This window comes from Variovorax beijingensis, from assembly GCF_003951285.1.
Classification (GTDB): Bacteria; Pseudomonadota; Gammaproteobacteria; order Burkholderiales; family Burkholderiaceae_C; genus Variovorax; species Variovorax beijingensis.
The window spans coordinates 330,188-356,981 of sequence record NZ_RXFQ01000008.1 but is presented as its reverse complement, the minus strand read 5'-3'; the positions used below and the strand labels follow the sequence as shown (position 1 = coordinate 356,981).

Genomic DNA, 26,794 nt, shown 5'->3' with positions numbered 1-26,794 from the left:
CGTGAAGGTCGCCGAAGGCGTGGTGCATCTGGATTCGAAAGAACTCGCGACGCATGCGGTCGAACTGGAGCGCCCCGTTGCAGGGCCCGCGAATCGCGCCCGCCTGTCCGAAGACGCGGCCGCCTGAACCACCGAGCCACCATGAGCCTTACCTTGACTTCCTCGACCCCCGCGATGCGTGCCGCAACGCCCGCTGATCGCGCCACCGGCGCGCAGTCCGTACTGCTGCAAGGCCGCTGCACGCTCGTCGGTGCCGGCCCCGGCGATCCCGAACTGCTCACGCTGAAGGCGCTCAGGGCCATCCAGTCGGCCACCGTACTGCTCGTCGACGATCTGGTTAGCGACGACATCGTCGCCATGGCGGCGCCCGGCGCGCGCGTGATCCACGTCGGCAAGCGCGGCGGCTGCAAGAGCACGCCGCAAAGCTTCATCGAGCGGCTGATGATCATGGCGGTTCGCGAAGGCGAGCACGTGGTCCGGCTCAAGGGCGGCGACCCCTTCATCTTCGGCCGCGGCGGCGAGGAGGTCGAGCACCTCGCGCAGGCCGGCATCCATGTGGACGTGGTGAACGGCATCACCGCCGGGCTGGCCGGGCTGACATCGCTCGGCGTGCCGCTCACGCACCGCGCGCACGCGCAGGGCGTGGTGTTCATCACCGGCCACGCCAAGCCCGGATCGCCGGGGCCCGACTGGCGCACGCTGGCCGCCACGGCCCATTCGGCGCGCCTCACGCTGGTCATCTACATGGGCGTATCGAGCGCGGGCTCGATCCAGGACGAACTGCTGAGCGGCCTGCCGGCGGCCACGCCCGTCGTGGTGGTGCAGAACGCCAGCCTGCCGCTGCAACGGCACGCCGTCGGCACGCTGGCGACGCTGCGGCGCACGATTGCCGACAACGGCCTTGGCAGCCCTTCGATCATCGTGGTCGGCGATGTCCTGCAAGGGCTCGCGGCCGCAGCTTCTTCCGCGCAGCCCGCGCTGGAGAAGGCCGCCTGAGGCGCACCAGCCCCTTCCATTTTCCGTTCAGCTTCTCACTCTTCAATCCCAAAGAAAAACGCCATGGCCTACCTGCAGCCTTCCGAGTTCGTCACCAAGATGGTGGACGCCGGTGAATCCAAGATCTTCATGTCCACGCGCGACACGCTCATCCGCGCCTTCATGGCGGGCGCGATCCTCGCACTGGCGGCGGTGTTTGCCGTCACCATCAACGTGCAGACCGGCTACTCGATCATCGGGGCGATCCTGTTCCCCGTCGGCTTCTGCATTCTTTACCTGCTCGGCTTCGACCTCTTGACCGGCGTGTTCGTACTGACGCCGCTCGCGCTGATCGACAAGCGCCCGGGCGTGACCATTGGCGGCGTATTGCGCAACTGGGGCCTCGTCTTCGTCGGCAACTTCCTCGGCGCCTTCACGGTGGCCGTGCTGATGGCGATCGTCTTCACCTTCGGCTTCACCAGCCCGCCCGACAAGGTCGGCCAGGTGATTGCCACGATCGGCGAGGCGCGCACGGTGGGCTATTCCGAGCACGGGGCCGCGGGCATGCTGACGCTCTTCGTGCGCGGCATGCTGTGCAACTGGATGGTGTCCACCGGCGTGGTGGGTGCGATGATCTCGACCTCGGTGACCGGCAAGGTGCTGGCCATGTGGATGCCGATCATGGTGTTCTTCTTCATGGTGTTCGAGCACTCGGTGGTCAACATGTTCCTGTTCCCGTCGGCGCTGCTGATGGGCGGCAATTTTTCGATCATGGACTACATCATCTGGAACGAGATCCCCACCGTGCTGGGCAACCTCATCGGCGGCCTGTCGTTCACCGGCCTGACGCTGTACGCCACGCACGTGCGCACGGCGCCCAAGCGCGTTCCGCGCTGAACCTGCGCGCCATCGCCACCTGACGATGCGCTCCGGCCTCGCGGTCTCCATCGGCCAGCACTCCGACAAGGGACGCAAGGATTCCAACCAGGACTTCCACGGCGCCGCCCTGCCGCAGGCGCCGGGCCGCAGCGCCAAGGGCGTGGCCGTTGCGATTGCGGACGGCATCAGCAGCAGCGACGTGAGCCACGTGGCCAGCGAATCGGCAGTGCGTAGCTTCCTGACCGACTACTACTGCACCTCCGATGCATGGAGCGTGAGCCGCTCGGCGCAGCGCGTGCTCACGGCCGCCAACGCCTGGCTGCACGCGCAGACCCAGAACAGCAGCGGCCGCTTCGACAAGGACCGCGGCTACGTCTGCACCTTCAGCGCGCTGGTCATCAAGTCGACCACGGCGCATGTCTTCCATGTGGGCGACACGCGCGTCTACCGCTGGCATGCGGGAGCGCTCGAGCAGCTGACCGAGGACCACCGCGTCTCGGTGGCCGGCGGGCACAGCTACCTGAGCCGGGCGCTGGGCGTGGGCCCGCATGTGGAGATCGACTACCAGGCCCTTCCCATCGAGAAAGGCGATGTCTTCCTGCTGACCTCCGACGGCGTCCATGAGCACGTGGATGCAGCCGTCATCAGGACCGCGCTCGATGCCCACCCCGGCGACCTGGACGCCGCGGCAAGAAGCATCGCCGAGGAAGCGTACCGGCGCGGCAGTCCCGACAACCTGACGGTGCAGATCGTGCGCATCGACGCCCTGCCCGACGGCGACGTCAGCGAACTGCACGCGCAGCGTGCGGCGCTGCGCCTGCCGCCCGTGCTCGAAGCGCGCATGCAGTTCGACGGCTACACCATCGTGCGCGACCTGCACCGCAGCAGCCGCAGCCACATCTACCTGGCGGTCGACGACGACACGGGCGAGCGCGTCGTGCTCAAGACGCCGTCCGTCGACCTGCAGAACGACGAGGCCCATCTCGACCGCTTCCTGCTCGAAGAATGGGTGGCGCGGCGCATCGACAGCGCGCACGTGCTCAAGCCGCACGTTCCGCAGCGCAAGCGCAGCTACCTCTACGTGGCCATGGAGTTCGTCGACGGGCAGACGCTGGCGCAATGGATGGTGGACAACCCGCGGCCGAGCCTGGAATCGGTGCGCGGCATCGTGGAGCAGCTGGCCAAGGGGCTGCAGGCCTTCCACCGCATGGAGATGCTGCACCAGGACCTGCGGCCCGAGAACGTCATGATCGACCGCACGGGCACGGTGCGGATCATCGACTTCGGCTCGGCCTGGGTGGCGGGCCTGGGCGACAGCAAGCTGGCCGACCCGGCCCAGGTGCTGGGCACGGTTCAGTACACGGCGCCCGAGTACTTCGTCGGCGACGGCGGCTCGGCGCGGTCCGACCTGTTCTCGCTGGCCGTGATCGTCTACCAGATGCTGACCGGCCGATTGCCCTATGGCGCGCAGGCGGCGCGCATCCGCACGCGCGCGGACCAGCGCAACCTGCAGTACCGCTCGGCACTCGATGCGCAGCGCGCCATCCCGGCATGGATCGACGAAGTGCTGCGCAAGGCGCTGCATCCCAACCCGCTCAAGCGCCATGAAGCGCTGTCGGAATTCGTCGAGGACTTGCGCCAGCCCCACCCCGATTTCCTGAACCGGAGCGGCACGCCGCTCGTCGACAAGAACCCGGTGGTCTTCTGGAAATGCACCGCCTTGCTGCTGGGCATGGCGGTGGTGGTGCTGCTTGGCGTGATCAGCCTGCGGACTTGAGCCGCAGGGCCCGCTCAGCCAGGCCATTGCGTGGTCGAGCGAGCGTTGGCCCCTTGTTCAGAGCACAGAAGGTCCCAGGAATTCGAAGCGCTGGTGCGGCGCCACGGTTTCGGGCAGCACATACACCACGCCGCGGCGGCTGCCGAGCGCGGGCTTGATGTAGGCGTCGTAAAACGCCGCCGGCACATTGATGCAGCCGTACGAAATGCGGTTGTCGGCCACGCTCGGCGATGCCAGCCGCTGCAGGCGGCGCTCCGACTTGTCGGTGGTGCGCACCCGGTGCATGGAAACGGCCGCGTCGTAGTCGATCCACACGATGTCCTCGCCCTGGGTGTTGCGCCCCGGCTCCGTCTTGAAGCGCCCCGCCGGCGTCGTACGCTCGTCAGGGCGAATCCTGGACATTTCCCGCTCGCCGATGCCCGGCACGGAGTCGTCGCCGCGCGCCAGGCCCAGCAGCACGGGCGACCAGCCCTGGAGCCGGCCTGCGGCGTCGAAGACGAAGACACGGGCATTCTTCTTGTCGACCACCGCGAACGGGGCGGCCCGATTGTCCGCCGCGGCCACGACGGCCCGCGCGAGCCACCGCGGATCTTCCGCGGCCGACGGCGACGGCGACGGCGACGGGGTCGAGGCCGACAGCGATAGAAGAGAGAGCGAAACGAACACGGCAAGCGCGCGGCTCGCCGTGCCCGGTGCAGTTGTCACGGCATTCATGGATTGGCCGTGCTGCGGGGGACTGGAACGGACCGCGTTCAGTTGCGGTCGGCGCGCGCCCGACGCATTGCAGGCGTGTCGCCCGAGGCGGCCATGGAGGTGCCAGCGCTGCTGCCGGTGTCGGTCGAGCCCTGGGCCGTGGGCGCAGAGCCTGCCGGCGCGCTGCCGGCCTGCGGGCTCTGCGGGGTCACGCCCGTGGTGCCCATGGGACCGCCCGCCGGATTCTGCTGGCCTGCCGCGGTGGCCGGATTGGGCGGCGCCGTGGTGGGCGGGTTGCCTTGTGCGAAGGCTGCGCCTGCGGCACCCAGGGCAAGTGCTGCAATGAGTCTGGAAATGCTGTTCATGGCCAAGTCTCCTGAAAAAAAGCCGGCTGTCCCCGGCAGATAAGGCCCGTGCCGGACCGATGCCCGACCTTGGAAAAGCTAGGTTCTTGCCGGCTGCGCCGGGTCGGCTCGCAGCGCGGCACGCTGTAGGAGGGCTACCTCTTGGCGTCCGCGTTGCGGCCCTGCTCCGCCTTGTCCTTGTCTTGCGGCGCCTTGGGCAGCTTGACCTTGGTCACCGTGACGGACACCGGGTCGCTCGCGGGAAAGGATTCCTCGACCCCGCTGTCCAGGGCCTCCTCGCTCGTCGCCTGTTCGGTCGGCTTGGTGGGCTCGACCGGCGGCTTGCCGTGGTTCTTGGAGGTGGGAAAGGGAAAGGCTTTTTCCGAAGAAGTCATCTTGGGCTCCTCAGGCCATCCAAGCACTCAGGGCTTGGACGGCTCGTGGTTGGTCGTGGGACGGAGGTCTTCCCGCAGCCCGAAGGCTGCGGAATCGTCGCGGCGCGAGGCCTGCGCGTTCTTGCGCTTGCGTGCCATGCCTTCGGCTGGCGCTGGGGCCGAGTCCGGCTCGCCGCATCCGTGGTGGGCCGCGATCCGTCGCCTGAGCCGAGGCTTCCGGTTGCTCTGGTCATGTCGATCGACTCCTCTCTGTTCCCTGGGGAACACAAGTTGGAACGAACCGATTCTGGGAGGTACCCCGGTCCCGCACGTAGGACGAGGTCAGCGTCCCTTAGTCGGAAGCTTCCTCCCCCTGGGACCGCTGTTACGTCGTTGAATGTTGCTGAAGTGTTTCGCCAAAGGCGCAACACCTTGCCTGCGGCGCTCGAATGGATCAGCATCGAATGCCCCCTATTCACATTTGTATGTGATAAATTCACATAAATAACATTGTGAAACATTGATGGCCAGCTGAATGAAAAAGCACTCGTTTCCGCGCAAACGCAATGGCTTCACATTGATCGAGCTGATGATCACGGTGGCGGTCATTGCCATCCTGGCGTCCATCGCGTATCCCAGCTACCAGCAATACATCATCCGGTCCAAGCGCTCGGCGGCCCAGGCGCAGATGATGGACATCGCCAACCGCCAGCAGCAGTTCCTGCTGGCCAACCGCAGCTACGCCACCAAGGACGCCCTCACGGCCAGCGGCTACACGCTGCCCGCGGAGGTTGCGGCCAACTACGGCTACACCATCACGCTGCAGGACTCCAGCACAGAGGTGCCCAGTTTTCTCCTGACCTTCAGTCCCACGTCCACGGGAAGCCAGCGGGGAGATGGCGACCTCACCCTCGACAACCAGGGCGTCAAGACGCCGGCGGGCAAATGGTGATGGTGAAGCGCCATTTCCCCGCCGCACCGAACGGCCGCGCGCAGCGCGGTGCCACGCTGCTCGAGGTGCTGGTCACGCTGCTGATCGTCTCGTTCGGGCTTTTCGGGCTCGTGGGCCTGCAGGCGCGCCTCCAGACGTCGGAGATGGAGTCCTACCAGCGCTCGCAGGCGCTGATCCTGCTCAACGACATGGCCAGCCGCATTGCCACCAACCGCCGCGCCGCCGCCAGCTATGTCACGGACTCGCCGCTGGGCGCTGGCATCACTTGCCCGACCGCCATCGCTTCGCGCCAGCAGGTGGATGCGAAGGAGTGGTGCGACGCCTTGCAGGGCGCGGCCGAGACCTCGGGCGACACCAAGCTCGGTGCGATGATCGGCGGCCGCGGCTGCGTGCAGGACCTGGGCAACAACGAGTACCTGATCACGGTCGCCTGGCAAGGCCTGGTGCCCACCGCCGCGCCGCCGGCGGGCGTGCCCTGCGGCAAGGACATGTACGACGCCGCCGCCTCGGCCTCGGCCAGCGACCCGGCGCCGGCCTGTTCCAGCGACCGGTGCCGCAGGACCGTGACGACGCTGGTGCGCATCGGGAATCTCTCATGAGCCGGGGCCGCTTCGCGACCGCGGTTCGGCGCCCTGCCCGGCTGGCGCGCGCTTCGATGCGCCAGCGGGGCCTCACGCTGATCGAGCTGATGGTGTCGATCACCATCATGCTGATCGTCGTGGCCGCGCTGCTTGCGCTGTTCCTCAATGTGAACAACACCCAGCGCGAGATGGTCAGGGTCAACCGCCAGATCGAGAGCGGCCGCCTCAGCGTCTTCGTGCTGGAGAACGAGATTTCGCACGCCGGCTTCTGGGAAAACTACATGCCCGAGTTCGACGACCTCACGGTCAGCGGCGTGCCCCAGAAGGTGCCCACCGGCACGGCGCCCGATCCCTGCCTGGCCTACTCGGCCGCCAACTGGACCGACGACTACAAGCGCAGCCTGCTCGACATGCCCGTGCAGGCCTACGAGGCAGTGCCCGCCACTTGCACCGACCTGCTGCCGAACCACAAGACCGGCACCGACGTGCTGGTGGTGCGCCATGCCGAGACATGCGTGGCGGGCGCGCCCAACTGCGAAGCCGACACGCTGGGCAGGCTCTATTTCCAGTCGTCGTTCTGCGGTACGCAGAAGCCCTCGGAATTCGACCTCAGCACGGCCGGCTTCGCCGCCATGCTGGCCAAGAACTGCACCGCGCCGGCGCCCAAGCGCAAGTTCATCTCCGACATCTACTACGTGCGCACCTACGCCGAGACCGTGGGCGATGGCATTCCGACTTTGGCGCGCTCCCGCTTCGACCTGTCGGCCACCGGCCTCGCGCAGCAACCCCCGGTTCCGCTCATCGAGGGCATCGAAGGCTTCCGCGTCGAACTGGGTCTGGACACCCTCAGCAAGACCGGCGCGCTCGTGAACTACGCCCAGGCCATCAACTGGGCCGACACCGCCAACAGATCCACGCCCACCAACCGCGGCGACGGAAGCCCGGATGGCAACTTCGTGCACTGCAGCACGGCCTCGCCCTGCACTGCCGACCAGCTCATGAACGTGGCGGCGGTCAAGCTCTATGTGGTCGCCCGCAGCATCGAGGTCTCGCCGGGCCACACGGACACGCGCACCTACAACCTGGGAAGCGGATCGATCGGCCCCTTCAACGACCACTACAAGCGGCATGCGTTCACCACCGCAATCCGCATGGCCAACGTGACCGGACGCAGGGAAACGCCGTGAAGCCATCGACAACGCACCCCACCATGCGCCGGCAAGACGGCGCGGCGCTGATCGTCGGGCTGATCATGCTGCTGTTGATCACGCTGGCCGTGACGGCGGGCTTCACGCTCAGCAACACCAACCTCAAGTCGGTGGGCAACATGCAAAGCCGCAACGAAGCCGTGGCCGCCTCGAACCGGGCGATCGAGGAAGTGGCGGCCTCGCTGTTGCTGCCGGGCGTCGATGGCTCGCCTTCGCTGGCGGCGCCTCAGGCAACCGCGAGCCGGGTCGACATCGACAACGACGGCACGACCGACTACAGGGTGGACATTGCGGCGCCGACCTGTGTGCGTGCGACCAAATCAGCGGGTACCGGCGGCGGTGGTGCCATTGGCCCAGGCGGCATCGGCGGCGGGGCATCCACGGCAGGCTCCGGGCTCAATGCGCTGCCCGATCAATACAACTCGGTGTGGGACATCAGCACCACCGTGACGCATGCCGCCAGCGGCACGGTCACCTCGGTTCGCCAGGGCGTGCGCGCGCTCCTGAGCAAGGCGCAGTTCGAGGCGCTGTGTTCCTAGCCACGCCCATCTCCGAATGATCACGACGATGAACGGATCGCCATCATGAAAAAGAACCTCTTCCGGTCGCTTTGCGCCGCTGCGATGCTGATGCTCGGCCTGGGCTCGGCACAGGCGGAAGACATCGATCTCTTCGTCGGCTACAACCAGACCGTGACGGAGGCGCCGAACGTACTGTTCGTGGTGGACAACACGGCCAACTGGACCCCGCTCTTCACCGCCGAGATGAATGCGCTGGCCAGCGCCTTCGAAAGCCTGCCCACAGGCAAGTTCAAGGTCGGCGTGATGATGTTCACCGAAACGGGCGGAGGCAACTCGAACGTCGATGGTGCCTACCTGCGTGCGGGGGTGCGCTTGCTCGACGATGCCAACAAGCTCACATACGGCACGCTGATCCGCAGCCTCGATGTGCGTGACGACAAATCCAACGGCGGCAAGGCCGGCAAGATGATGGCGGAGGTGTACCGCTACCTGGCGAGCGGTGCGCCCATGGCCGGCAACAACAAGGTCAAGGCCGACTACAGAGGCAATGTCTTCGGAACCGCCGCATCCAAGGCGATCTATGCACTCCCGGACAATCCCTTGGAGGCGATCAACAGCACTGCCTATATCGGCCCGAACACCACCAACTGCGTCGGCACCTACGTCATCTACATCAGCAATGGTGCCGCGCAGGACAACAACAGCGACACCACGACTTCGACCGATGCCCTGCGCGCTGCGGGTGGCACGACCAGCACCATTACGCTGAACCCGAGCGGCTCCCAGGACAACGTGGCCGACGAATGGGCCAGGTTCCTGCAAAGCAGCATGGGCGTGAAGGTCTACACCGTCGAAGCGGCGACGGCTGACGGCGGCCAGGGGCCGGGTTGGACCGCATTGCTCAAGAGCATGGCGGAGCAAAGCAAGGGCGAGTACTACGACATTTCCACCGAGCCGAACCTCGGCGCGGCGCTGAGTGGCGCGCTCGACGACATCTTCAGCAAGATCCAGTCGGTCAACAGCGTGTTCTCGTCGGTGAGCCTGCCCGTGAGCGTGAACACGCAGGGCACCTACCTGAACCAGGTGTTCGTGGGGATGTTCAGGCCCGACGATTCTGCCTATCCGCGCTGGAACGGCAACCTCAAGCAATACAAGCTGGGCGTGGACGGCAGCAACCAGCTGATCCTGCAGGACGCAGCGGGTGCCAATGCCATCAACAACCAGACCGGTTTCATCGCGCCCTGCGCGCGAAGTTTCTGGACGCCGACCAATCGCAATACCTACTGGAGCTTCAACCCTTCGGGCGACTGCATCAGCAGCGACACGACAATCGACCTTCGGGCTTCGGACAGTCCCGACGGCAACGTGGTTGAAAAAGGCGCGCAAGCCTACATGCTGCGGCAAGTGGCCACGGCCGACCGCAACGTCATGACCTGCGCACCGGGCGCCTGCTCGGCCCTGACGAGCTTCGCCGACGGCAACGCAAGCATCACGTCGACGGCCCTGGGCGCGCAGAGCACCACGGAACGAACCGCCTTGATCAACTGGCTTCGAGGCCTGGACAACAAGGGCGACGAGCGCAGAGACACCACCGGAAATCCCTTGACCTCCACCACCGCCATGCGCCCCTCGGTGCACGGCGACGTGGTGCATTCGCGGCCGGTAGCCATCAACTACGGCAGCGACGACCTGGCAAATGCGCAGGTGGTGGTGTTCTACGGCGCCAACGACGGCGTGCTGCGCGCCGTCAACGGCAACCAGGCCACCGCCATTGGTTCGGCAGCGCCCGGCAGCGAGCTGTGGTCCTTCGTGCCGCCGGAGTTCTACGGCAGCATCAAGCGGCTGTACGACAACACCACGCGCATCAACTTTCCCGGCATTCCGGTCAGCGTGGGTGCCACCGCTCCCAAGCCCTATGGCATGGACGGCCCGATGGCGGCCTACCGCCAGGGCACTTCTGCGTGGCTCTATGCGAGCATGCGCCGCGGCGGTCGCCTGATCTATGCCTTCGACGTGTCCAACCCCGCAGCGCCGGTCCTCAAATGGCGCCGCGGCTGCCCGAACCAGGACAACGACGATGGTTGCGGCACCGGCACCAACGACATGAGCGGCATCGGCCAGACCTGGTCGGCTCCGAAGATCGTGAAAGCCAGCGGCTATGGCGCCGGCAGCACGCCCATCGTGATGTTCGGCGGCGGCTACGACAAGTGCGAGGACGTCGATACCACCGAAGAGGCCAGTGCCTGCGGCGCTGCCACCAAGGGCAAGAAGATCTACGTGCTGGACGCCAGCACGGGCGACGTCCTCAAGACCTTCGACACCGTCCGCGCGGTCAGCGGCGAAATCACCATCGTGAACGACAGCACGGGCCTGGCCAAGTTCGCCTATGCGGCCGACCTGGGCGGCAACGTCTACCGGATCGCCATGGGGGCCGGTGCGCCCGCCAGCTGGGAGATGGCCAAGATCGCCTCGCTCGGCTGCGACGACGCCGCGGCCACCTGCACGCCCAACCGCAAATTCATGTTCGGTCCCGACGTGGTCGAGGACAATGGCATGTACGTGCTGCTGCTGGGTTCGGGCGACCGCGAGAAGCCGCTGCGCTCCTACACCGCCGCGCTCAGCGTCTCGAACCGCTTCTACATGCTGGTGGACAAGCCCTCGGATGGCACCTGGCTCACCGCCGAAGCCAGCCGTTGCAACGGCAGCTCGCTGCTGTGCCATGGCTCCCTGTTCGCCATCACGGGTACCACGGCGCCTTCGGCAACCGAGCTCGCGGCCAAGAAGGGCTGGTACCTCGCGCTTGCGGCCGGCGAGCAGGTGGTGACCTCGTCGGTCACGGCCTATGGCAACACGACCTTCAACACCCATACGCCGACCGACCCGACCGTGAGCCAGTCTTGCCGCTCCAACCTGGGCACCGCCAATGTCTACAACCTGTCGTACCTCGACGCAGCGGGGCAGAACGGTGCGCGCTTCCAGAACGTGGTGGGCGGCGGCCTCGCACCCTCGCCCGTGGTCGGCCGGGTCAACGTGGACGGCGTCCTGCGCGACGTCGTGATCGGCGCCAACCCCGATTCATTCCTGAGCCCGAAGGGCGCCACGGTCAAGGCCGCCTTCAAGCAGCCCAAGGGCCGTGTCTACTGGTTCATCCAGAAGTAAGAAAGGAAAAAGGGATGGCCATGGCTGGCACGCGCGCCCGCGGTTTCACGCTCATCGAGCTGATGGTCACCCTCGTGGTGCTGATCGTGCTGGTGTCGGTGGCCGTTCCCTCCTTCGACTACATAAGGCTTTCGACCCGGCTGAATTCCTACGCGACCGATCTGGTCGCCGGCAGCCAGCTCGCGCGCAGCGAGGCCATCAAGCGCAACGCGCCCGTCACGCTGTGCGCCTCGTCCAATGGCACCAGCTGCGCAACCGACGGGCAATGGGAGGCCGGCTGGATCGTCATCAGCAGCGGTGCGACACCCACGGTGATCCAGAGGCAGCCCGCGGCCGCCGGCGGCTACCGCATCCGCGACAGCGGCGGCCTCAGCGCGCTTGCCTTCGAGGGCACCGGCGTCGGCGCCACCGCGGCCAACTTCACGATCTGCCGGGCTACCCCCCTGGGTACCCCGAAGCGGCTGGTCAAGATCAGCGCCACCGGCCGTTCCTCGGTCACGCGGACCGACGCAGGAAGCTGCGCCGCATGAATGAGGTCTTTTTTGTGCGATCCTCGGCGATGCGGACAATAGTGCACTGATCGACGGCCCCCGGGGCCCTTCAGTCCCGGCTGCCGCACCGCAATCGCATCAGAAGAAACGCCTCATTTCATGGAACACCAGCTCGACTGGGCACTGGCCGCCTGCGCCCGCATCCTGCGGCCGGTGGTCAGGCTCGCCCTGGCGATGGGGGTCAAGCACCCGCACCTGGAAGTCCTGCTGCGTGACCTGCTGCTCGAAGAGGCCAAGCGCTCCTGGCGCCAGCAGGGGGTGGCAAAGCCCAACATCAGCCAGCTGTCCGTCACCACCGGGCTGAACCGCAAGGCCGTGACGGCCAAGGTCCGCGATACCGTGGACGCCCTGCCCCACACCGAGATCTCGGCCGCGGCCAAGACTTTCACGCTGTGGCTGCAGATGGTGTCGGAGAACCAGTCCTTCCAGCGCTTGCCGATCACCTCCGAGGGCGACGATGCGCCCTCCTTCGAAACCGTGGCCAGGCTCGGCAGCCGCGGCAACGTGCACCATCGAACCATTCTCGACGAGCTGGTGCGCCTGAACATGGTGGCCGAGCAGGACGGCTGCGCCGAACTCAAGGCCAGCGGCTTCGTGCCCGTGGACGACCTGCAGTCGATGCTGGCGTTCCTTGGGGACAACGGCCGCGACCACCTGCTGGCGGCGGTGTCCAACACGCTCGGCGAAGAGCCCCGCATGCTCGAGCGCTCCGTGTATGCCCGCGGCTTGGGCCTGCAGGACTGCGAAGATATCCACCAGATGGTGCGCGAGCGCTGGACGGCCCTGCACCTGGAACTGGCGGGCGAGATGAACCGCGCGGTCGACCGGGCGCCCGATGGCGCCAAGGGGCGCATGCGCGTCGGGATCTATACCTACTATGAAGACGAGGCGGCGCCGGGCGCGCCTCCCGTCCCCGCGCGGCGGGACAAAGGAACACGATGATGAAGAACCACCATTACCGATGGATGCGCGGCATCCTCTTTGCCGGGGCAATAGCCTTGTTGCTCTCGTGCGGGGGCGGCGGTAGCGGCGGAAGCTCGGCAGGGAGCCTGGGTGGCATTGCCGGGAGCGGCGCAGCAGGCTCGGGAAGCGACAGCCCGGCCGGAACGGGCACGGGAAGCACGGGAACCGATGGCACGGGTGGCCCAAGTGGTACGGGTACCGCAGGCGGCGGCACCGACGGAACGAGCACCGCCGGCAACGGCAGCGACGACGGCTCGGGCGTGGGCTCGGGCGGCACCGGCGTGAGCACCGCCGACGCCACCGGCATCGGCTCGGTGGGCGGGCTGGGCAGCATCATCCTGAACGGCGTGCGCTACAACACGGACGCCGCCACCACCAGCCTGGAGGACACCACCGAGCTGCAGATCGGCATGAGCGTGCGCATTGCGGGCAAGATCGACAGCGAATTCACCGCGGCCACGGCGCAGCGGGTCGACTCGGCTGCCGAACTGCGCGGTGCCGTGTCTGTCATCGATCTTTCGAAGGACAGCTTCGTTGTCATGGGCACCACGGTCACCATCGACAACGCCACCGTCTGGAGCGGCGCAAACAGCCTGGCTCAGGTCGTGGCCGGCAGCGTGGTGCAGGTCTGGGGCCTGCCCTCGGCGCCGGGCACCCTGCGCGCCACGCGCGTCGAACTCAAGCCCATCTCGGCCGAGCCGCTGGTGACCGGCATGGTGCAGAACCTGGTCCTCGGGCAGCAATTCACGCTGGGCCAGCTCACGGTGCAGTACAGCAGCGCCACGTTCTCGGACGGTATCGACGCCTCCACGATGGCCGAGGGCGCCATCGTCCGCGTGCGCGGCAACTTTGAGCCTGCCACGGGCGTCTTCAACGCGACGAAAGTCCAGGGCTGGTATGCGGTGCCCAAGCAGAACGCCGCCGCGGTACAGCTCGCGGGTGTCATCACCAACTACACCGGGATCGGCGACTTCCAAGTGCTCGGGACAAAAATCGATGCGTCCAAGACCAACTTTCCGAGCGCACTGGTGGATTCGATCGGTCCCGGCGTCAAGGTAGAGGTCGATGGCTTCATGTCCAGCGGTGTTCTGGTTGCGAAGAAGCTGCGCATCAAAGGCGGACCAGTCGATTTCACTCTTATCGGGGCAATCAGTGCCTACCAGTCGCCCTCGGACTTCAGAGTACAGGGCCGGCCAGTGAACGCCGGTGGTCCCGCGACGGTATTCGAGAACGGCACTGTCGATGACCTCGCAAGCCTGGCTCCCAACCGTCGTATCTCAGTGGTCGGAGACGCCGTGATCGACGACGTGCTCATAGCGAAGCGCGTCACGTTCCTCCCACCCTGACCAGGCCGCCCGGCGCCACGCTGCCGGGAACTCGCGCAGGCGCCAGGGGTACCAACCTTCCAGGGCCGGCGCACCTCGCCTGCCCTGGCAGGCATGAAAGAAACGGGAGCACAAAAGAGCACGGGCGCGGCCATTCCCGGCAGGCTGCGCCGCATCGCGCGGGCGCTTGTCCTTGCGGCGCTGGCAGGCGCGCTCGCCACCTGCTGGGCCGATCCGGTGCGCCTGCGCCAGGCTTTCGCGGAACAGGTCGATCGCCGGCTCGAACCGCCACCCGAAGAAGCGCAGCGCTACGGCCATCTCGCGCGCGATGAACTCAGGCGCGCGGGCATTGCCGAGGAGCCGTCCCAGTACGCCCTGCTGGTGGACCGCAGCGCCGCGGTCCAGGCCCTCTTCGTCTTCTGGCTGCCGGCCGGTGCCGCGCCCGTGCTGATCGGTGCGTCTCCGGTTTCGACGGGACGCCCCGGCGGATTCGAATATTTCGAGACGCCGCTCGGCGTGTTCGACCACACGGTGGCGAACCACGATTTCCGCGCCGAAGGCTCGCGCAACGAGTTCGGTCTTCGCGGCTATGGCGAAAAGGGAATGCGCGTGTTCGATTTCGGTTGGCAGCAGGCGCGGCGCCTGTGGGGCCGGGGCGGTACGAGCACGATGCGGCTGCAGATGCACACCACCGATCCAGACCGGCTCGAACCGCGGCTGGGCAGCGTGCAATCGAAGGGCTGCATCCGCATTCCGGCCAGCCTGAACCGCCTGCTCGACCGCCTGGGCGTGCTCGATGCCGACTACCTCAGGGCCAAGGCCGAGGGCAGCGCGCCGTGGGTGCTGCCGCCGGACCAGACGGCCGTCGAAGGCGCCGGGCGCTACCTCATCGTCGTCGACAGCGGCCGCTCCGAACGGCCCGCCTGGTCGCCGCCGCCGAAGTCCGGCACACCGCCAACCGGCGCGGACTCCGCTCCTTAAGCTGCAGGGCCCAGCCCGATCGGCGCGGGCACGATGTTCACGATGCGGGTGAAGAGCGCCTCGTATTCCCGCTCCGGCCGGTAGCCGGTGAGCGGATCGCGGTTGCGGCCGAACGCCTCGTCGAGTTCGCGCCAGTCCTCGGGGGTCAGCACCTTCTCGGCGAGCGGCAGGATCTCGCGCTCCTCGATCGCCATGTGGTTCAGGTAGAAGTCGACGTACTGCCCCATCGCGCTTTCGAAGGCCGCCCGCCGCGAGTCGCCCAGCATCTCGAAGGCCAGCATCGCGTGCTCCACGTTGCGGATCTTCCGCTCGCCCCAGGCATGGTCGTTGTCGAGCCGGTCCATCAGTTCGCGCGAGATCGGCGTGCGGGCGCGCAGCTTGGGAAACAGCAGCTCGCTCTCCTTGCGGTGGTGCCTCTTTTCCGGGAATTCGTCCACGTAGAACAGCATGGCCCGCAAGGCCGCGAAGTCGGGCGGGGTTCCCTTGCGGCGGTGCTGTTCGAGCAGCATGATGATGGAGCGCAGCATGGCGGCAAGCGCCGCATGCTCCTGGCGAATGATGCGAACGGTGGCGTGGGTCATGAATGTGGCTCCTGTGCGTACCCGAGGATCGCGGGTCCGGGCCCGTACAGGCTTGCTGCAGATCAAACGCGATGCATCCGGTCCGGTCCTTTCGCACGGCGAGGACGCCTTCGCTTGATCCGCATCAAGCCGCGCCTCGCTCCGGTCAGGACACTGGCCGCATACCCACCTCAAAGCAAAGCGAGGACACCATGTACCAGCGAATTCTTGTTCCCGTCGATGGAAGCTCGACATCCAGCCATGGCCTGGGCGAAGCCATTCGCCTTGCCAAGGTCACCGCAGGGCGCGTGCGGCTGATCCACGTCATCGACGAGCTCTCCTTCGCCCTGGCAATGGACGCCTATTCGGGCCGCACGGGCGACTGGCTCGACGAACTGCGCGCCGGCGCCACCAAACTGCTCGAGGAAGGCAAGGCAAGGGCCGCCGCCGAAGGCGTCGAGGCCGACGCGGTGCTGTGCGACAACTTCAGGGGGGCCGTCCCCGACCGGGTCACGGCCGAGGCGGCTTCATGGCCCGCCGACCTGATCGTGCTGGGAACGCACGGCCGGCGCGGCCTCGGCCGCATGGTGATGGGCAGCAGCGCGGAGCAGATCCTGCGCAGCGCGAGCGTTCCGGTACTGCTGGTGCGCGCGCCCGAATCGCATGCCAAGGCGGAAGCGGCGCGCTTCACGATGCCGAGCGGCGCTTTGGCGAGCCAGTAAACCGGCCGGCTGGCCGCGCTGCGCGGCCTACCCGTCCAGCGGCACACCGCCGCCGAAACGGCTGGTCCACTGGTCCAGCAGTTCCTGCTGGACGGCCCTGGCCGACTGCTGCCAGGCGGCCAGCATTCCCCACTGGATCTGCTGCGCCTGCAGCACGCTCGCGCCGCAGGCGGCCTGCCAGTCGAGCAGGGAGCGAAAGTAGGCATCGGTCCATGCCGATGCCGGAGTCGCGGAAACGTTGCTGTCCATGCTGTTCTCCTGTGTTTTCCGGAAGGGAAATCGTGCGGGGCGGGCCGGGTCAGGCGTAGGAACGCAGGCGCTTCGAGAACTCGGCCAGGGGTTCGATGCCGCTGGCCTCCGCGCGCTGGCACCAGTCCTGCAGCTGCCTGACCAGCTGTTCGCCGGTTGCGGCGGAACGGCCCCACAGTGCCGTCAGTTCCCGGCGCATCGAGTACATCGTATCGAGCGCGCGCGATCCGCGCAAAGCCAGCGCGAGCCGCATGCGCCGCGACTCGTCGAGCATGCGCTCGTCCTTGGCCAGCCAGCGCCTCACGGCCCGCAGCGAATCGGCCTCGCGCGGCGACAGGCGGCGCAGGCGGCCGAACTCCTCGGCGTAGGCCTGCTTCAGGGAGCGCGCATAGCTCGAGAGCACGTCGTAATGGCAGCGGATGACCGCCTGCACGGTGTCCAGGTCGACGGCCGGCTTGGGCGCCGCGAGCCGCGGTGTCGGCGCCAGGTGCTTCACGGTGGCAAGGCCGAGCGCCTGCAGCGTGCGGATGTAGAGCCACCCCACATCGAATTCATACCACTTGCACGACAGCTTGGCCGAGGTGGGAAACGCGTGGTGGTTGTTGTGGAGCTCTTCCCCGCCGATCAGGATGCCGATCGGCGAGATGTTGGTGCTGGCGTCCGGCGCCGCCCAGTTGCGGTAGCCCCAGTAGTGGCCGATGCCGTTGACCACGCCGGCGGCCCAGAACGGGATCCATGCGATCTGCGTGAGAAGAATCAACCCTCCCGGCACCACGCCGAAGAGCACCATGTCCACGATGCCCATCAGCACGATGCCCAGGATCTTGTGGCGCGAATACAGCCTGCGCTCGATCCAGTCGTCCGGGGTGCCGTGGCCGTAGCGCGCAAGGGTTTCGGGCTTGTCGCTTTCGCGGATGTAGAGGAAGACGCCGCCCCACAGCACCCGGTTGATGCCCAGCACCTGCGGGCTGTGCGGATCTTCGGGCGTGTCGCACTTCGCATGATGCTTGCGGTGCACGGCGGCCCATTCCTTCGTCACCATGCCCGTGGTCAGCCAGAGCCAGAAGCGGAAGAAATGGCTGGCCAGGGGATGCAGCTCCAGCGCGCGATGCGCCTGGTGGCGGTGCAGGAAGATGGTGACCGAGGCAATGGTGACGTGGGTCAGCGCAAGCGCCACCAGCACGGCGCCCCACCATGGAAGATCGAAGACGCCGGAAAAGAATACGGACTGCTGCATTTGCACCTCTTGAACGATCGCGCATTCTGCAAAGCCCCTGGCGCACGTACCTTGATCTGGCGCAAGCGGGCCGCGGCGTTGCGACCAAAGAATCGAGGCGTTCGGCAGCCGCGTAAAAGATGTGAAAGAAGGCGACGCAAAAAGCCCGCAGCAAACAATGGAATTGCGGCGCGAAGCCAAGGTGCAACCCCTGTGCGCCGATAGTGTCGGCAGGGGCACGCGGACAGCGGGCGCCGAGCAGGAAGCCCCCTCCTCTCTTTTCTTCTTCGAAAGGTTTGAGATGAACCCCGATATTCAACTCAGGCACGAGGTCTTCGCCCAGCTGAACTGGGACCCGGCGGTGTTCGGCTGCGATGTCGACGTGCGCGTGGCCGACGGCGTGGTCACCTTGCGTGGCCAGCTGGCCAGCGAGGATCTGAAGAACGCTGTCGAGCGCGCCGTGCGCCGCGCCGAAGGCGTCAAGCGGATCGTGAACCAGCTGACCACGGCGGAATGCGCAAGCAATGACTGAACAAGACGACTTCGCGCTGCTGGACGCCTGGTGGCGCGCAGCCAACTACCTGTCCGTGGGCCAGATCTACCTGATGGACAACCCGCTGCTGCGCGAGAAGCTGAGCCTTTCTCACATCAAGCCGCGCCTGCTGGGCCACTGGGGCACGACGCCGGGCCTGAACTTCCTGTATGCGCACATGAACCGCGCCATCGCGGCCCGCGAGCTCGACGCCATCTTCATCGCCGGCCCCGGCCACGGCGGCCCGGGTGTGGTCGCCAACACCTACCTCGAGGGCACCTACAGCGAGGTCTACCCCGCCATCGGCCAGGATGCCGACGGCATGAAGCGACTCTTCACGCAGTTCTCGTTCCCGGGCGGCATTCCGAGCCACGTGGCACCGGAAACGCCGGGCTCGATCCATGAAGGCGGCGAGCTCGGCTATTCGCTGCTGCACGCCTACGGTGCGGTGTTCGACAACCCCACCCTGCTCGCCTGCTGCGTGATTGGCGACGGCGAGGCCGAGACCGGCGCCCTGGCCGCAAGCTGGCATTCCAACAAGTTCCTGAACCCCGAGAGCGACGGCGCCGTGCTGCCGATCCTGCACCTGAACGGCTACAAGATCGCCGGGCCCACGGTGCTTGCGCGCATCCCGGACGAAGAGCTGGCGCAACTGCTGCGGGGCTATGGGCACGAGCCGTACTTCGTTGCCGGCCACGAGCCTGCGCAGATGCACCGGCTGATGGCGGCCGCGCTCGACAAGGCGCTCGACCAGATCCACGCCATCCAGGCGAGCGCCCGCGAGCACGGGTTTAGAGAACGCCCGCGCTGGCCGATGATCGTGCTGCGTTCGCCCAAGGGCTGGACCGGCCCGCGGCAGGTGGACGGCGTGCCGGTCGAAGGCACGTTCCGTGCGCACCAGGTGCCGCTCACCGGCTTTTCCGCCAAGCCGGCGCATGTGGGCCTGCTCGAAGACTGGATGCGCAGCTATCGGCCCGAGGAACTGTTCGACGCAGGCGGCGCGCTGCGCCCCGAGATCGCGGCACTGGCGCCCAAGGGAGCGAGGCGCATGAGCGCCAATCCGCATGCCAACGGCGGCCTGCTGCTCCGGGACCTGGCCATGCCGCCCTTCCGCGAGCACGCGGTCGAGGTTGCGGCGCCCGGCGCGGTGGATGCGGAGGCCACGCGCGTCGCGGGCCTGTTCCTGCGCGAGGTGATGCGCCGCAACGAGGCGGCGCGCAACTTCCGTGTCATGGGGCCGGACGAAACCACGTCGAACCGGCTGGGCGCGCTGTTCGAGGTCACCGCGCGGACGTCCACCGCCGAGATCCTCCCCGGCGACGACCACGTGGCGCCCGACGGCCGCGTGATGGAGGTGCTCAGCGAGCACCTCTGCCAGGGCTGGCTCGAAGGCTACCTGCTCACCGGGCGCCATGGCTTCTTCTCGTGCTACGAGGCCTTCATCCATATCGTCGATTCGATGTTCAACCAGCATGCCAAGTGGCTCAAGGTGACACGTGGCATCGGCTGGCGGCGCCCGATCGCCTCGCTCAACTACCTGCTCACCAGCCATGTCTGGCGGCAGGACCACAACGGCTTCAGCCACCAGGACCCGGGCTTTCTCGACCACGTGGTGAACAAGAAGGCCGAGGTGGTGCGCGTGTACCTGCCGCCCGACGCCAACACGCTGCTGTCGGTGGTCGATCATTGCCTGCACAGCCGCAACTACGTGAACGTGATCGTCGCGGGCAAGCAGCCGGGCCCGCAGTGGCTGGACATCGAATCCGCGGTGCGCCACTGCACCCTGGGCCTGGGTATCTGGACCTGGGCCAGCAACGACGAAGGTGCCGCGCCCGACGTGGTGATGGCCTGCGCCGGCGACGTGCCCACGCTAGAGACGCTGGCTGCCGCCGACCTGCTGCGCAGGATGCTGCCGGAGCTGAAGGTGCGCGTGGTGAACGTGGTCGACTTGATGGCGCTGCAGTCGCCGGATGCGCATCCGCATGGGCTGCCGGATGCGGACTTCGACGCCGTCTTCACCACCGACCGCCCCGTGGTCTTCGCATTCCACGGCTACCCCTCGCTGATCCACCGGCTTACCTACAAGCGCGCCAACCACGACAACTTCCATGTCCACGGCTATTGCGAGGAAGGCACCACCACCACGCCGTTCGACATGACCGTGCTCAACCGGCTTGACCGCTTCCACCTGGCCGCCGACGCCATTGCGCGCGTGGAGCGCTTTCGCAACAGCGCGGGCCACGTGCAGCAGCATCTGCGCGACAAGCTGCTGGAGCACCGCGCCTACGTCAACCTGCACGGCAAGGACATGCCGGAGATCGAGGACTGGCGCTGGACGACCTGAGCATGCGGCGCCGAGGCCCGGCGCGCCGCTCAGCGGCACCAGTCCGCGATCCGGTGGCCGAGGTCCGACCAGAGCGCCTGCAGCGCCACCGCCGCCAGCAGCACGCCCGCAAGGCGCGCGCCCCAGGCCTGGAGCCGGCCGGTACCGCCCCACCGCAACCGCTGCCACAACCATGGCGCCAGCACCAGGGAGATGCCGCTGCCGATGGCAAACGACATCATCGCGAGGCCGCCCTGCAGCGGGCCGTTGCCCAGGCTGGCCAGCAGCAGCGCCGAATAGAGTAGCCCGCAAGGCATTGCCACCCAGAGCGCGCCGGCGGCCAGCAGGCCCAGCGGCGTGCCCCCGGCCAGCGGACGAAGGCGCGCTTCGAGCGTTCGGCCGATGCGCTGCGCCCATACCGGCTGCCGGCCCGCGACGGCCAGCATGGCGCCCCATGCGAACACGAACACATGCAGCAGCATCCACAGCGGCCTGAGCGCTGCAATCTGCGCGCTGGCCCGGGCCAGGCTGTCCACGCTCGCGGCGGCCATGGCACCCGCCGCGGCGTAGCTCGCGATGCGGCCCAGATGAAAAGCCGCCGGCGCCGCGAAGGCATTGCCGGCATGGCCTCCCACCGCGGCCGCTGCCGGCACGATGCGGATCACGGCGGCCGAGGCCGCGCCGCACATGGCCACGCAATGCGGGCCGCCTGCAAGGCCCATCAGCAAGGCGGCGCCGGCCCATGCGGTCTGCATGCTCAGACCACGCGCGAAAAGCGCGTGCGGTTCTCGCGGCAATAGCGGTCGAACACCATGGCGATGGCGCGCACCACGAACCAGCCCTGCGCCGTGACCTCGAGGTCGTGGTCGCCGACCCGCACCAGCCCCTGGGCCGCGAGCGGCCCGAGCGCCGCGAACTCGGTGGCGAAGTAGTGCCGGAAGTCGATGCGGTGCGCTTCGCCGATGGCATCGAACACCACCCGCCCCCTGCACATCACCGCCATGATGACCGCGCGCCGCAGGGCGTCGTCGCGCGCAAGCGCAAGGCCCCGGACCACGGGCAAGCGGCCCTGGTCGAGCAGGTCGTAGTAGCTTTCCAGTGTCTTGGCGTTCTGGCTGTAGCTGGCGCCGATGCGGCCGATGGCGGAAACGCCGAGCGCCACCAGGTCGCCCTCCGGTTGTGTGCTGTAGCCCTGGAAATCGCGCTGCAGCCGCCCCTGCCGCTTGGCCACTGCGAGCGGGTCGTCCGGCAGCGCGAAGTGGTCCATGCCGATGTAGACGTAGCCGGCATCGCTGAGCGTGCCAATGGCGCGCGAAAGCATCCGCACGCGCGCCGCGGCGTCGGGCAGTTCCTCCGCGGCAATGCGCCGCTGCGGCTTGAAGCGTTCGGGCAGGTGCGCGTAGGCATAGAGCGCGATGCGGTCGGGCCGAAGCTCGCAGACCTGGGCCATCGTGCGCTCGAAGGACGCGTCGTTCTGGCGCGGCAGCCCGTAGATCAGGTCGATGTTGATCGACTTGAAGCCCAGCGCGCGCGCATCGGCCATCAAGCCGAACACCTGGTGCGCGGGCTGGATGCGGTGCACGGCCTTCTGCACCTCGGGGTCGAAGTCCTGCACGCCGAGGCTCAGCCGGTTGAAACCCAGCGCCGCCAGGTTGGCGAGCCGCGTGGCATCGACGGTGCGCGGATCGATCTCGATGGACCATTCGCCGCCGGGTATGAAGTCGAAGGACTCGCGCAGCATGGCCAGGAGCTCGCCGAGCTGCGCGTCGCTCAGGAAGGTGGGCGTGCCGCCGCCCAGGTGCAACTGGCTCACGGCGGCGCGGCGGCCCAGCTGCGCGGCCTGGAGCCGGGTCTCGCGGGCCAGGTAGGCCAGGTACTGGGTGGCCCTTTCGCGGTGCCGCGTCACCACCTTGTTGCATGCGCAGTAATAGCACAGCGATTCGCAGAACGGAATGTGCACATAGAGCGACAGCGGCGGCGCCGAAGCGCCCGCATCGCGCCGCTCGCGCAGCGCCGCCGCGTACTCGTCCGCACCGAAGGCTTCGATGAACCGGTCGGCCGTGGGATACGAGGTGTAGCGCGGGCCGGCAACGTCGAACTGCCGCAGCACGGCGGTCGACAAGGGGGCGGCGCCTGGAAGCTCGGCGGAAGCGATGCAAGGCTGTTTCATTGCGGATGCTCGGGAGGTTCGCGGGACGGCGGCATGGCCAGCAGCGCGGTGAATGCGCTCGAGGCCGCCGCCATGCCCCAGAAAAGGAAGAAGGCCACGGTGTAGACGCCCTGGCGCGACATCCGCAGCGCCTCGCCGCCCCAGTGCAGGTCGGACGGATCGACCAGCGCGAACACCAGCAGCTCCATGGCGCAGGCCAGCAGGAACGCGGGCCAGAGGATGCCGATCAGCTGGCGCGACGGGCTCATGGGTGCACCCTTGGCGCGGCGCTCATCGCACGGCCTCGGCCGGCGTCGCAGCATGGTTCCTGCCCTTGACGGCGGGCATCAGTTTCTTGTCCGCCAGGGTCTTGTTGATTTCGACGCCGCGGCGGTAATAGTCTTCCGACACCAGCGGATCGGGGCTGCCCCAGGCATACCAGAAGGTCACGAAGCTCGCGACCACCACCAGCGCCGGACCGGCAATCACCATCCAGAGCAGCGGATGGCGCCACCATGGATCCTCCCGCGCCGGCAGTTCGTTCGTCGTTGTGTTCATATCGTCTCCTTCAGCGCGGCACCAGGAAGGCCGCTTTCTCCGACACCTGAATACCGCTGCGTTCGTCCCGGATGTCGAAATGCACCGTGTGCGAACCGGCGGGCACGGCGCCGTAGGGCACCTGCAACCGCACGGCGACCCACCGCGACTGGGCCGGACCGATCGCGACCGGCTCGCCCGGCGAGACGCGCAGCCCCTCGATGCCGTGGGCGGCAATGCGGTAGTCGCGCGCCTCCTCGGTGGCGTTCATGATCTGGAGCCGGTAGACGTTCTCGAGCCGGCCGTCCTCGACGATGCGGGCGAGCGACGCGCGGTCGCGCACCACGTCCACCTTCAGCGGCGTGCGTGCGACGAGGCTCGCGAGCAGCCCGATGACCAGCAGCGACAGGATGGCGCTGTAGACCAGCACGCGCGGACGCAGCACGCGGCGCACCAGCTGGCGGCGCGACCATCCGGCCTCCATGCCGTTCTGCGTGTCGTAGCGGATCAGCCGCGGCGCATAGGCCATCTTCTGCATCACCGTGTCGCAGGCGTCCACGCACAGGCCGCAGCCGATGCACTCGTACTGCAGCCCCTTGCGGATGTCGATGCCGGTCGGGCACACCTGCACGCACAGCCCGCAGTCGATGCAGTCGCCCAGCGCCATGCTGCGCGGATCGACGCCCTTGCGCCTGGGCGCGCGCGGCTCGCCGCGCTTCGGGTCGTAGCTGACGATGAGCGTGTCGCGGTCGAACATGGCGCTCTGGAAGCGCGCATACGGGCACATGTACTTGCACACCTGCTCGCGCATGAAGCCCGCGTTGCCATAGGTCGCAAAGCCGTAGAAGAAGACCCAGAACACTTCCCACGAGCCCATCCGGGTCTGCAGAAATGCCATGCCCAGCTCCCGGATGGGCGTGAAATAGCCCACGAAGGTGAAGCCGGTCCACATGGCGATGCCGATCCACACCAGGTGCTTGAACCACTTCTTCACCAGCTTCTCGAGCGACATCGATTCCGCGTCCAGCCGCATGCGCGCGGTGCGGTTGCCCTCGATCCGGTGCTCCACCCACATGAAGATCTCGGTGTAGACGGTCTGCGGGCAGGCGTAGCCGCACCACAGCCGCCCGGCCACGGCGGTGAAGAGAAAGAGCGCCAGCGCGCTGACCACCAGCAGCCCCGAGAGGTAGATCAGGTCCTGCGGATACAGCACCAGGCCGAAGACGTAGAAGCGGCGCGCGGCCAGGTCGAACAGCACCAGCTGCCGCTCGCCCCACTCGGCCCACGGCAGGCCGTAGAACACCAGCTGGGTCAGGAAGACCATGGCCCAGCGCCAGCGCGCGAACATGCCGCGCACGGTGCGCGGATAGATCTTCTTCGAGGCCTCGTACAGGCCCACCGACTCGCTCTCGGCCGCAGCGATGGGAATGATCTTGCGCGCACCGGGGACGGCCGGGGCCGATGCGGAAACGGGAGCGGATGGGTCCATGGCGATGATCTGGCGGCGTCAGGGCCCCGTCGCGGGATTGGAAAGCCCCCACACATAGGACGCGAGCAGCTTGATCTGCGCCTCGGTGAGGCGGCCTTCCTGTGCGGGCATCGCGCTGTGCCTGCCGGCGTTGACGATCTGCACGATGGCCGCTTCGCCGTAGCCGTGCAGCCAGATCTTGTCGCTCAGGTTGGGCGCGCCCACGGCCTGATTGCCGACACCGCCGATGCCGTGGCAGGCGGCGCACACCGTGAACTTCGACTTGCCGAGGCCGGCGCGCACCGAGTCGTGCGGTGCGCCCGAGAGGCTCAGCACATAGTTCGCCAGGTTCTTCACGTCGTCCTGCGTGCCCACCGCCGCCGCCATCGGCGGCATCGTGCCGATGCGGCCCTTGGTGATGGACTCGGCGATCTTCTCGGGCGTGCCGCCGTGCAGCCAGTCCTTGTCGGTCAGGTTGGGAAAGCCCTTGCTGCCGCGCGCGTCGGAGCCGTGGCACTGGGAGCAGTTGTTCATGAACAGGCGCTCGCCGATGGCCATGGCCTTGGGCTCGCGCGCGATGTCCTCCATCGTCATGCCGGCGTAGCTCGCGTAGACGGGCGCCAGTGCCGCGGTGGCCTTGGCCACGTCCTCGTCGTACTCGCTCCGGGTGCTCCAGTTCGCCTGGCCGCTGAAGCTGCCCAGGCCGGGAAAGACCACCAGGTAGCCCACCGCGAAGAAGATGGTCAGCACGAAAAGGCCGATCCACCACATGGGCAGCGGATTGTTGGCCTCGCGCAGGTCCTCGTCCCAGACGTGGCCGGTGGTGTTGTCGGCATCGGAGGGCACGCGCTTGCGGGCCGTGAGCCACAGCAGCAGCATGCATCCGAGGATGCTCAGCACCGTGCCGGCGGCAATGTAGTTGGACCAGAAGTTGTTGACGAAATCGCTCATCGTGGGCCTCTTTCTTCTTCAGTCCTGCTCGAACGGCAGGTGCGCCGCTTCCTCGAAGCGCGATGCGTTGCGGCGGGCATAGGCCCAGGCCACGATGCCGAGGAAAAGCACAAAGCAGGAAACGGTGGCGGCAACGCGCAAGGTGGTGATGTCGATCATGGTTCGGTGCTACCTACTTGAGCGCGAGGCCCAGCGATTGCAGGTACGCCACGGTGGCGTCCATCTCGGTCTTGCCGCGCACCTCTTCCGCGGCACGGGCGATGTCCTCGTCCGTGTACGGCACGCCGACCTTGCGCAGCGCGCGCATGCGGCGCGGAATGGCGTCGGCCTCGACCAGGTTCTTGTCGAGCCAGGCATAGGCCGGCATGTTCGATTCGGGCACCAGGTCGCGCGGGTTGTTCAGGTGGATGCGCTGCCACTCGTCGCTGTATTTGCCGCCCACGCGATGCAGGTCGGGGCCGGTGCGCTTGCTGCCCCACTGGAACGGATGGTCGTAGACGAACTCGCCCGCCACCGAGTAGTGGCCATAGCGCAGCGTCTCCGAGCGGAACGGGCGGATCATCTGCGAGTGACAGTTGTAGCAACCCTCGCGCAGATAGACGTCGCGGCCGGCCAGTTGCAGCGCCGTGTGCGGCTTCAGGCCCTGGATCGGCTCGGTGGTCGACTTCTGGAAGAACAGCGGCACGATCTCGACCAGGCCGCCGATGGCGACCACTACAAGAATCAGCACGATCATCAGCAGGTTGTTGGTCTCCACCTTCTCATGGGTGAAGCCGCTGTTGGAGGGGGTCTTCTTCGTCATGG

29 protein-coding genes are annotated in these 26,794 nt (G+C 67.3%); 15 read left to right on the top strand and 14 right to left on the bottom strand.

What is annotated here, in order from left to right:
- Nucleotides 1-141: 141 nt before the first annotated feature.
- From cobA to EJO66_RS16815, 3 genes are all read left to right on the top strand, one after another.
- Nucleotides 142-996 (top strand): uroporphyrinogen-III C-methyltransferase, encoded by an 855-nt coding sequence (gene cobA, locus EJO66_RS16825; RefSeq protein WP_124959700.1) that lies wholly within the window; start codon nucleotides 142-144, stop codon nucleotides 994-996.
- 63 nt (nucleotides 997-1,059) lie between these two features.
- Nucleotides 1,060-1,872 (top strand): formate/nitrite transporter family protein, encoded by an 813-nt coding sequence (locus EJO66_RS16820; RefSeq protein WP_124959699.1) that lies wholly within the window; start codon nucleotides 1,060-1,062, stop codon nucleotides 1,870-1,872.
- Nucleotides 1,873-1,897: 25 nt separating this feature from the next.
- Nucleotides 1,898-3,631: a bifunctional protein-serine/threonine kinase/phosphatase gene (locus tag EJO66_RS16815; protein WP_124959698.1), complete on the top strand. Its 1,734-nt coding sequence runs from the start codon at nucleotides 1,898-1,900 to the stop codon at nucleotides 3,629-3,631.
- Between the two features lie 57 nt (nucleotides 3,632-3,688).
- On the opposite strand, the gene EJO66_RS16810 is transcribed toward EJO66_RS16815, so the two are convergent.
- The 3 genes from EJO66_RS16810 to EJO66_RS16800 all read right to left on the bottom strand — a co-directional run bounded on the left by EJO66_RS16810 (nucleotide 3,689) and on the right by EJO66_RS16800 (nucleotide 5,063).
- Nucleotides 3,689-4,345: a L,D-transpeptidase gene (locus EJO66_RS16810; protein ID WP_124959697.1), complete on the bottom strand. Its 657-nt coding sequence runs from the start codon at nucleotides 4,343-4,345 to the stop codon at nucleotides 3,689-3,691.
- A 38-nt stretch (nucleotides 4,346-4,383) separates the two neighbouring features.
- Entirely contained in the window at nucleotides 4,384-4,689 is a 306-nt protein-coding gene (locus EJO66_RS16805; RefSeq protein ID WP_124959696.1) for a proteophosphoglycan ppg4, read from the bottom strand.
- Between the two features lie 134 nt (nucleotides 4,690-4,823).
- A complete protein-coding gene (locus tag EJO66_RS16800) occupies nucleotides 4,824-5,063 on the bottom strand; it encodes a hypothetical protein (RefSeq protein WP_124959695.1) in 240 nt (79 codons plus the stop codon).
- A gap of 514 nt (nucleotides 5,064-5,577) precedes the next feature.
- Between EJO66_RS16800 and EJO66_RS16790 the strand changes: the two genes are divergently transcribed.
- The 9 genes from EJO66_RS16790 (at nucleotide 5,578) to EJO66_RS16750 (ending at nucleotide 15,283) form a co-directional block, all read left to right on the top strand.
- Nucleotides 5,578-5,994, top strand: a complete 417-nt coding sequence (locus EJO66_RS16790) for a type IV pilin protein (RefSeq protein WP_124959693.1) — start codon at nucleotides 5,578-5,580, stop codon at nucleotides 5,992-5,994.
- The gene (locus EJO66_RS16785; RefSeq protein WP_125965660.1) at nucleotides 5,994-6,593 is read left to right on the top strand and encodes a prepilin-type N-terminal cleavage/methylation domain-containing protein; all 600 of its coding nucleotides are present in this window, start codon (nucleotides 5,994-5,996) and stop codon (nucleotides 6,591-6,593) included. The genes EJO66_RS16790 and EJO66_RS16785 overlap by 1 nt, the downstream gene beginning before the upstream one ends.
- Nucleotides 6,590-7,762: a PilW family protein gene (locus EJO66_RS16780; RefSeq protein ID WP_124959692.1), complete on the top strand. Its 1,173-nt coding sequence runs from the start codon at nucleotides 6,590-6,592 to the stop codon at nucleotides 7,760-7,762. Before EJO66_RS16785 ends, EJO66_RS16780 begins: the two co-directional genes overlap by 4 nt.
- Nucleotides 7,759-8,322: a pilus assembly PilX family protein gene (locus EJO66_RS16775; protein WP_223262312.1), complete on the top strand. Its 564-nt coding sequence runs from the start codon at nucleotides 7,759-7,761 to the stop codon at nucleotides 8,320-8,322. Before EJO66_RS16780 ends, EJO66_RS16775 begins: the two co-directional genes overlap by 4 nt.
- Before the next feature lie 45 nt (nucleotides 8,323-8,367).
- On the top strand, nucleotides 8,368-11,463 hold the full coding sequence (locus tag EJO66_RS16770) for a pilus assembly protein (protein ID WP_124959691.1): 3,096 nt from the start codon (nucleotides 8,368-8,370) through the stop codon (nucleotides 11,461-11,463).
- Between the two features lie 20 nt (nucleotides 11,464-11,483).
- Nucleotides 11,484-11,993: a GspH/FimT family pseudopilin gene (locus tag EJO66_RS16765; protein WP_240648590.1), complete on the top strand. Its 510-nt coding sequence runs from the start codon at nucleotides 11,484-11,486 to the stop codon at nucleotides 11,991-11,993.
- Between the two features lie 120 nt (nucleotides 11,994-12,113).
- Nucleotides 12,114-12,956, top strand: coding sequence for a DUF6502 family protein (locus tag EJO66_RS16760; RefSeq protein ID WP_125965649.1), 843 nt, complete (start codon nucleotides 12,114-12,116; stop codon nucleotides 12,954-12,956).
- Complete coding sequence (locus tag EJO66_RS16755) at nucleotides 12,953-14,323, top strand: DUF5666 domain-containing protein (RefSeq protein ID WP_125965648.1); 1,371 nt, start codon at nucleotides 12,953-12,955, stop codon at nucleotides 14,321-14,323. The genes EJO66_RS16760 and EJO66_RS16755 overlap by 4 nt, the downstream gene beginning before the upstream one ends.
- A gap of 93 nt (nucleotides 14,324-14,416) precedes the next feature.
- Nucleotides 14,417-15,283 carry a L,D-transpeptidase gene (locus tag EJO66_RS16750; RefSeq protein ID WP_124959687.1) on the top strand — a complete coding sequence of 289 codons (867 nt, stop codon included), beginning with the start codon at nucleotides 14,417-14,419 and terminating at the stop codon, nucleotides 15,281-15,283.
- Here EJO66_RS16750 and EJO66_RS16745 read toward each other — a convergent pair.
- The gene (locus tag EJO66_RS16745) at nucleotides 15,280-15,864 is read right to left on the bottom strand and encodes a hemerythrin domain-containing protein (RefSeq protein ID WP_125965647.1); all 585 of its coding nucleotides are present in this window, start codon (nucleotides 15,862-15,864) and stop codon (nucleotides 15,280-15,282) included. The two genes, EJO66_RS16750 and EJO66_RS16745, sit on opposite strands and share 4 nt — an antisense overlap.
- A 191-nt stretch (nucleotides 15,865-16,055) precedes the next feature.
- Here EJO66_RS16745 and EJO66_RS16740 point away from each other — a divergent pair, with 191 nt between their 5' ends.
- The gene (locus tag EJO66_RS16740; RefSeq protein ID WP_125965646.1) at nucleotides 16,056-16,565 is read left to right on the top strand and encodes a universal stress protein; all 510 of its coding nucleotides are present in this window, start codon (nucleotides 16,056-16,058) and stop codon (nucleotides 16,563-16,565) included.
- 27 nt (nucleotides 16,566-16,592) lie between these two features.
- Here the strand turns inward: EJO66_RS16740 and EJO66_RS16735 are convergent, their stop codons facing one another.
- Together EJO66_RS16735 and EJO66_RS16730 are read right to left on the bottom strand one after the other, a co-directional pair.
- Entirely contained in the window at nucleotides 16,593-16,814 is a 222-nt protein-coding gene (locus tag EJO66_RS16735; RefSeq protein ID WP_124959685.1) for a hypothetical protein, read from the bottom strand.
- 49 nt (nucleotides 16,815-16,863) lie between these two features.
- Nucleotides 16,864-18,051 (bottom strand): DesA family fatty acid desaturase, encoded by a 1,188-nt coding sequence (locus EJO66_RS16730; protein WP_124959684.1) that lies wholly within the window; start codon nucleotides 18,049-18,051, stop codon nucleotides 16,864-16,866.
- A gap of 121 nt (nucleotides 18,052-18,172) precedes the next feature.
- On the opposite strand from EJO66_RS16730, the gene EJO66_RS32990 reads away from it, so the two are divergent.
- Both EJO66_RS32990 and EJO66_RS16720 read left to right on the top strand, forming a co-directional pair.
- Nucleotides 18,173-18,562 (top strand): BON domain-containing protein, encoded by a 390-nt coding sequence (locus EJO66_RS32990; RefSeq protein ID WP_240648589.1) that lies wholly within the window; start codon nucleotides 18,173-18,175, stop codon nucleotides 18,560-18,562.
- Nucleotides 18,555-20,906: a phosphoketolase family protein gene (locus tag EJO66_RS16720; RefSeq protein ID WP_125965645.1), complete on the top strand. Its 2,352-nt coding sequence runs from the start codon at nucleotides 18,555-18,557 to the stop codon at nucleotides 20,904-20,906. The genes EJO66_RS32990 and EJO66_RS16720 overlap by 8 nt, the downstream gene beginning before the upstream one ends.
- A gap of 29 nt (nucleotides 20,907-20,935) precedes the next feature.
- On the opposite strand, the gene EJO66_RS16715 is transcribed toward EJO66_RS16720, so the two are convergent.
- The 8 genes from EJO66_RS16715 to ccoO are packed head-to-tail and all read right to left on the bottom strand — an operon-like array spanning nucleotide 20,936 to nucleotide 26,792.
- A complete protein-coding gene (locus tag EJO66_RS16715) occupies nucleotides 20,936-21,640 on the bottom strand; it encodes a sulfite exporter TauE/SafE family protein (protein WP_125965644.1) in 705 nt (234 codons plus the stop codon).
- Between the two features lie 2 nt (nucleotides 21,641-21,642).
- On the bottom strand, nucleotides 21,643-23,055 hold the full coding sequence (gene hemN / locus EJO66_RS16710) for an oxygen-independent coproporphyrinogen III oxidase (RefSeq protein WP_125965643.1): 1,413 nt from the start codon (nucleotides 23,053-23,055) through the stop codon (nucleotides 21,643-21,645).
- Entirely contained in the window at nucleotides 23,052-23,303 is a 252-nt protein-coding gene (locus tag EJO66_RS16705; RefSeq protein ID WP_124959680.1) for a hypothetical protein, read from the bottom strand. Before EJO66_RS16705 ends, hemN begins: the two co-directional genes overlap by 4 nt.
- Before the next feature lie 22 nt (nucleotides 23,304-23,325).
- Entirely contained in the window at nucleotides 23,326-23,592 is a 267-nt protein-coding gene (locus EJO66_RS16700) for a FixH family protein (protein ID WP_124959679.1), read from the bottom strand.
- A gap of 10 nt (nucleotides 23,593-23,602) precedes the next feature.
- On the bottom strand, nucleotides 23,603-25,060 hold the full coding sequence (gene ccoG / locus EJO66_RS16695; RefSeq protein WP_125965642.1) for a cytochrome c oxidase accessory protein CcoG: 1,458 nt from the start codon (nucleotides 25,058-25,060) through the stop codon (nucleotides 23,603-23,605).
- An 18-nt stretch (nucleotides 25,061-25,078) separates the two neighbouring features.
- Entirely contained in the window at nucleotides 25,079-25,990 is a 912-nt protein-coding gene (gene ccoP / locus EJO66_RS16690; RefSeq protein ID WP_125965641.1) for a cytochrome-c oxidase, cbb3-type subunit III, read from the bottom strand.
- A gap of 18 nt (nucleotides 25,991-26,008) precedes the next feature.
- Nucleotides 26,009-26,149 (bottom strand): cbb3-type cytochrome oxidase subunit 3, encoded by a 141-nt coding sequence (locus EJO66_RS16685; protein WP_124959676.1) that lies wholly within the window; start codon nucleotides 26,147-26,149, stop codon nucleotides 26,009-26,011.
- A 13-nt stretch (nucleotides 26,150-26,162) separates the two neighbouring features.
- Entirely contained in the window at nucleotides 26,163-26,792 is a 630-nt protein-coding gene (ccoO, locus tag EJO66_RS16680; protein ID WP_124959675.1) for a cytochrome-c oxidase, cbb3-type subunit II, read from the bottom strand.
- Nucleotides 26,793-26,794: the final 2 nt, after the last annotated feature.

Excerpts from the sequence above, each read along its gene's own strand:
- cobA (WP_124959700.1), top strand. The coding sequence starts at position 142 with ATGAGCCTTACCTTGACTTCCTCGACCCCCGCGATGCGTGCCGCAACG.
- EJO66_RS16820 (WP_124959699.1), top strand. The coding sequence starts at position 1,060 with ATGGCCTACCTGCAGCCTTCCGAGTTCGTCACCAAGATGGTGGACGCC.
- EJO66_RS16815 (WP_124959698.1), top strand. The coding sequence starts at position 1,898 with ATGCGCTCCGGCCTCGCGGTCTCCATCGGCCAGCACTCCGACAAGGGA.
- EJO66_RS16810 (WP_124959697.1), bottom strand. The coding sequence starts at position 4,345 with ATGAATGCCGTGACAACTGCACCGGGCACGGCGAGCCGCGCGCTTGCC.
- EJO66_RS16805 (WP_124959696.1), bottom strand. The coding sequence starts at position 4,689 with ATGAACAGCATTTCCAGACTCATTGCAGCACTTGCCCTGGGTGCCGCA.
- EJO66_RS16800 (WP_124959695.1), bottom strand. The coding sequence starts at position 5,063 with ATGACTTCTTCGGAAAAAGCCTTTCCCTTTCCCACCTCCAAGAACCAC.
- EJO66_RS16790 (WP_124959693.1), top strand. The coding sequence starts at position 5,578 with ATGAAAAAGCACTCGTTTCCGCGCAAACGCAATGGCTTCACATTGATC.
- EJO66_RS16785 (WP_125965660.1), top strand. The coding sequence starts at position 5,994 with ATGGTGAAGCGCCATTTCCCCGCCGCACCGAACGGCCGCGCGCAGCGC.
- EJO66_RS16780 (WP_124959692.1), top strand. The coding sequence starts at position 6,590 with ATGAGCCGGGGCCGCTTCGCGACCGCGGTTCGGCGCCCTGCCCGGCTG.
- EJO66_RS16770 (WP_124959691.1), top strand. The coding sequence starts at position 8,368 with ATGAAAAAGAACCTCTTCCGGTCGCTTTGCGCCGCTGCGATGCTGATG.
- EJO66_RS16765 (WP_240648590.1), top strand. The coding sequence starts at position 11,484 with ATGGCTGGCACGCGCGCCCGCGGTTTCACGCTCATCGAGCTGATGGTC.
- EJO66_RS16760 (WP_125965649.1), top strand. The coding sequence starts at position 12,114 with ATGGAACACCAGCTCGACTGGGCACTGGCCGCCTGCGCCCGCATCCTG.
- EJO66_RS16755 (WP_125965648.1), top strand. The coding sequence starts at position 12,953 with ATGATGAAGAACCACCATTACCGATGGATGCGCGGCATCCTCTTTGCC.
- EJO66_RS16750 (WP_124959687.1), top strand. The coding sequence starts at position 14,417 with ATGAAAGAAACGGGAGCACAAAAGAGCACGGGCGCGGCCATTCCCGGC.
- EJO66_RS16745 (WP_125965647.1), bottom strand. The coding sequence starts at position 15,864 with ATGACCCACGCCACCGTTCGCATCATTCGCCAGGAGCATGCGGCGCTT.
- EJO66_RS16740 (WP_125965646.1), top strand. The coding sequence starts at position 16,056 with ATGTACCAGCGAATTCTTGTTCCCGTCGATGGAAGCTCGACATCCAGC.
- EJO66_RS16735 (WP_124959685.1), bottom strand. The coding sequence starts at position 16,814 with ATGGACAGCAACGTTTCCGCGACTCCGGCATCGGCATGGACCGATGCC.
- EJO66_RS16730 (WP_124959684.1), bottom strand. The coding sequence starts at position 18,051 with ATGCAGCAGTCCGTATTCTTTTCCGGCGTCTTCGATCTTCCATGGTGG.
- EJO66_RS16720 (WP_125965645.1), top strand. The coding sequence starts at position 18,555 with ATGACTGAACAAGACGACTTCGCGCTGCTGGACGCCTGGTGGCGCGCA.
- EJO66_RS16715 (WP_125965644.1), bottom strand. The coding sequence starts at position 21,640 with ATGCAGACCGCATGGGCCGGCGCCGCCTTGCTGATGGGCCTTGCAGGC.
- hemN (WP_125965643.1), bottom strand. The coding sequence starts at position 23,055 with ATGAAACAGCCTTGCATCGCTTCCGCCGAGCTTCCAGGCGCCGCCCCC.
- EJO66_RS16705 (WP_124959680.1), bottom strand. The coding sequence starts at position 23,303 with ATGAGCCCGTCGCGCCAGCTGATCGGCATCCTCTGGCCCGCGTTCCTG.
- EJO66_RS16700 (WP_124959679.1), bottom strand. The coding sequence starts at position 23,592 with ATGAACACAACGACGAACGAACTGCCGGCGCGGGAGGATCCATGGTGG.
- ccoG (WP_125965642.1), bottom strand. The coding sequence starts at position 25,060 with ATGGACCCATCCGCTCCCGTTTCCGCATCGGCCCCGGCCGTCCCCGGT.
- ccoP (WP_125965641.1), bottom strand. The coding sequence starts at position 25,990 with ATGAGCGATTTCGTCAACAACTTCTGGTCCAACTACATTGCCGCCGGC.
- EJO66_RS16685 (WP_124959676.1), bottom strand. The coding sequence starts at position 26,149 with ATGATCGACATCACCACCTTGCGCGTTGCCGCCACCGTTTCCTGCTTT.
- ccoO (WP_124959675.1), bottom strand. The coding sequence starts at position 26,792 with ATGACGAAGAAGACCCCCTCCAACAGCGGCTTCACCCATGAGAAGGTG.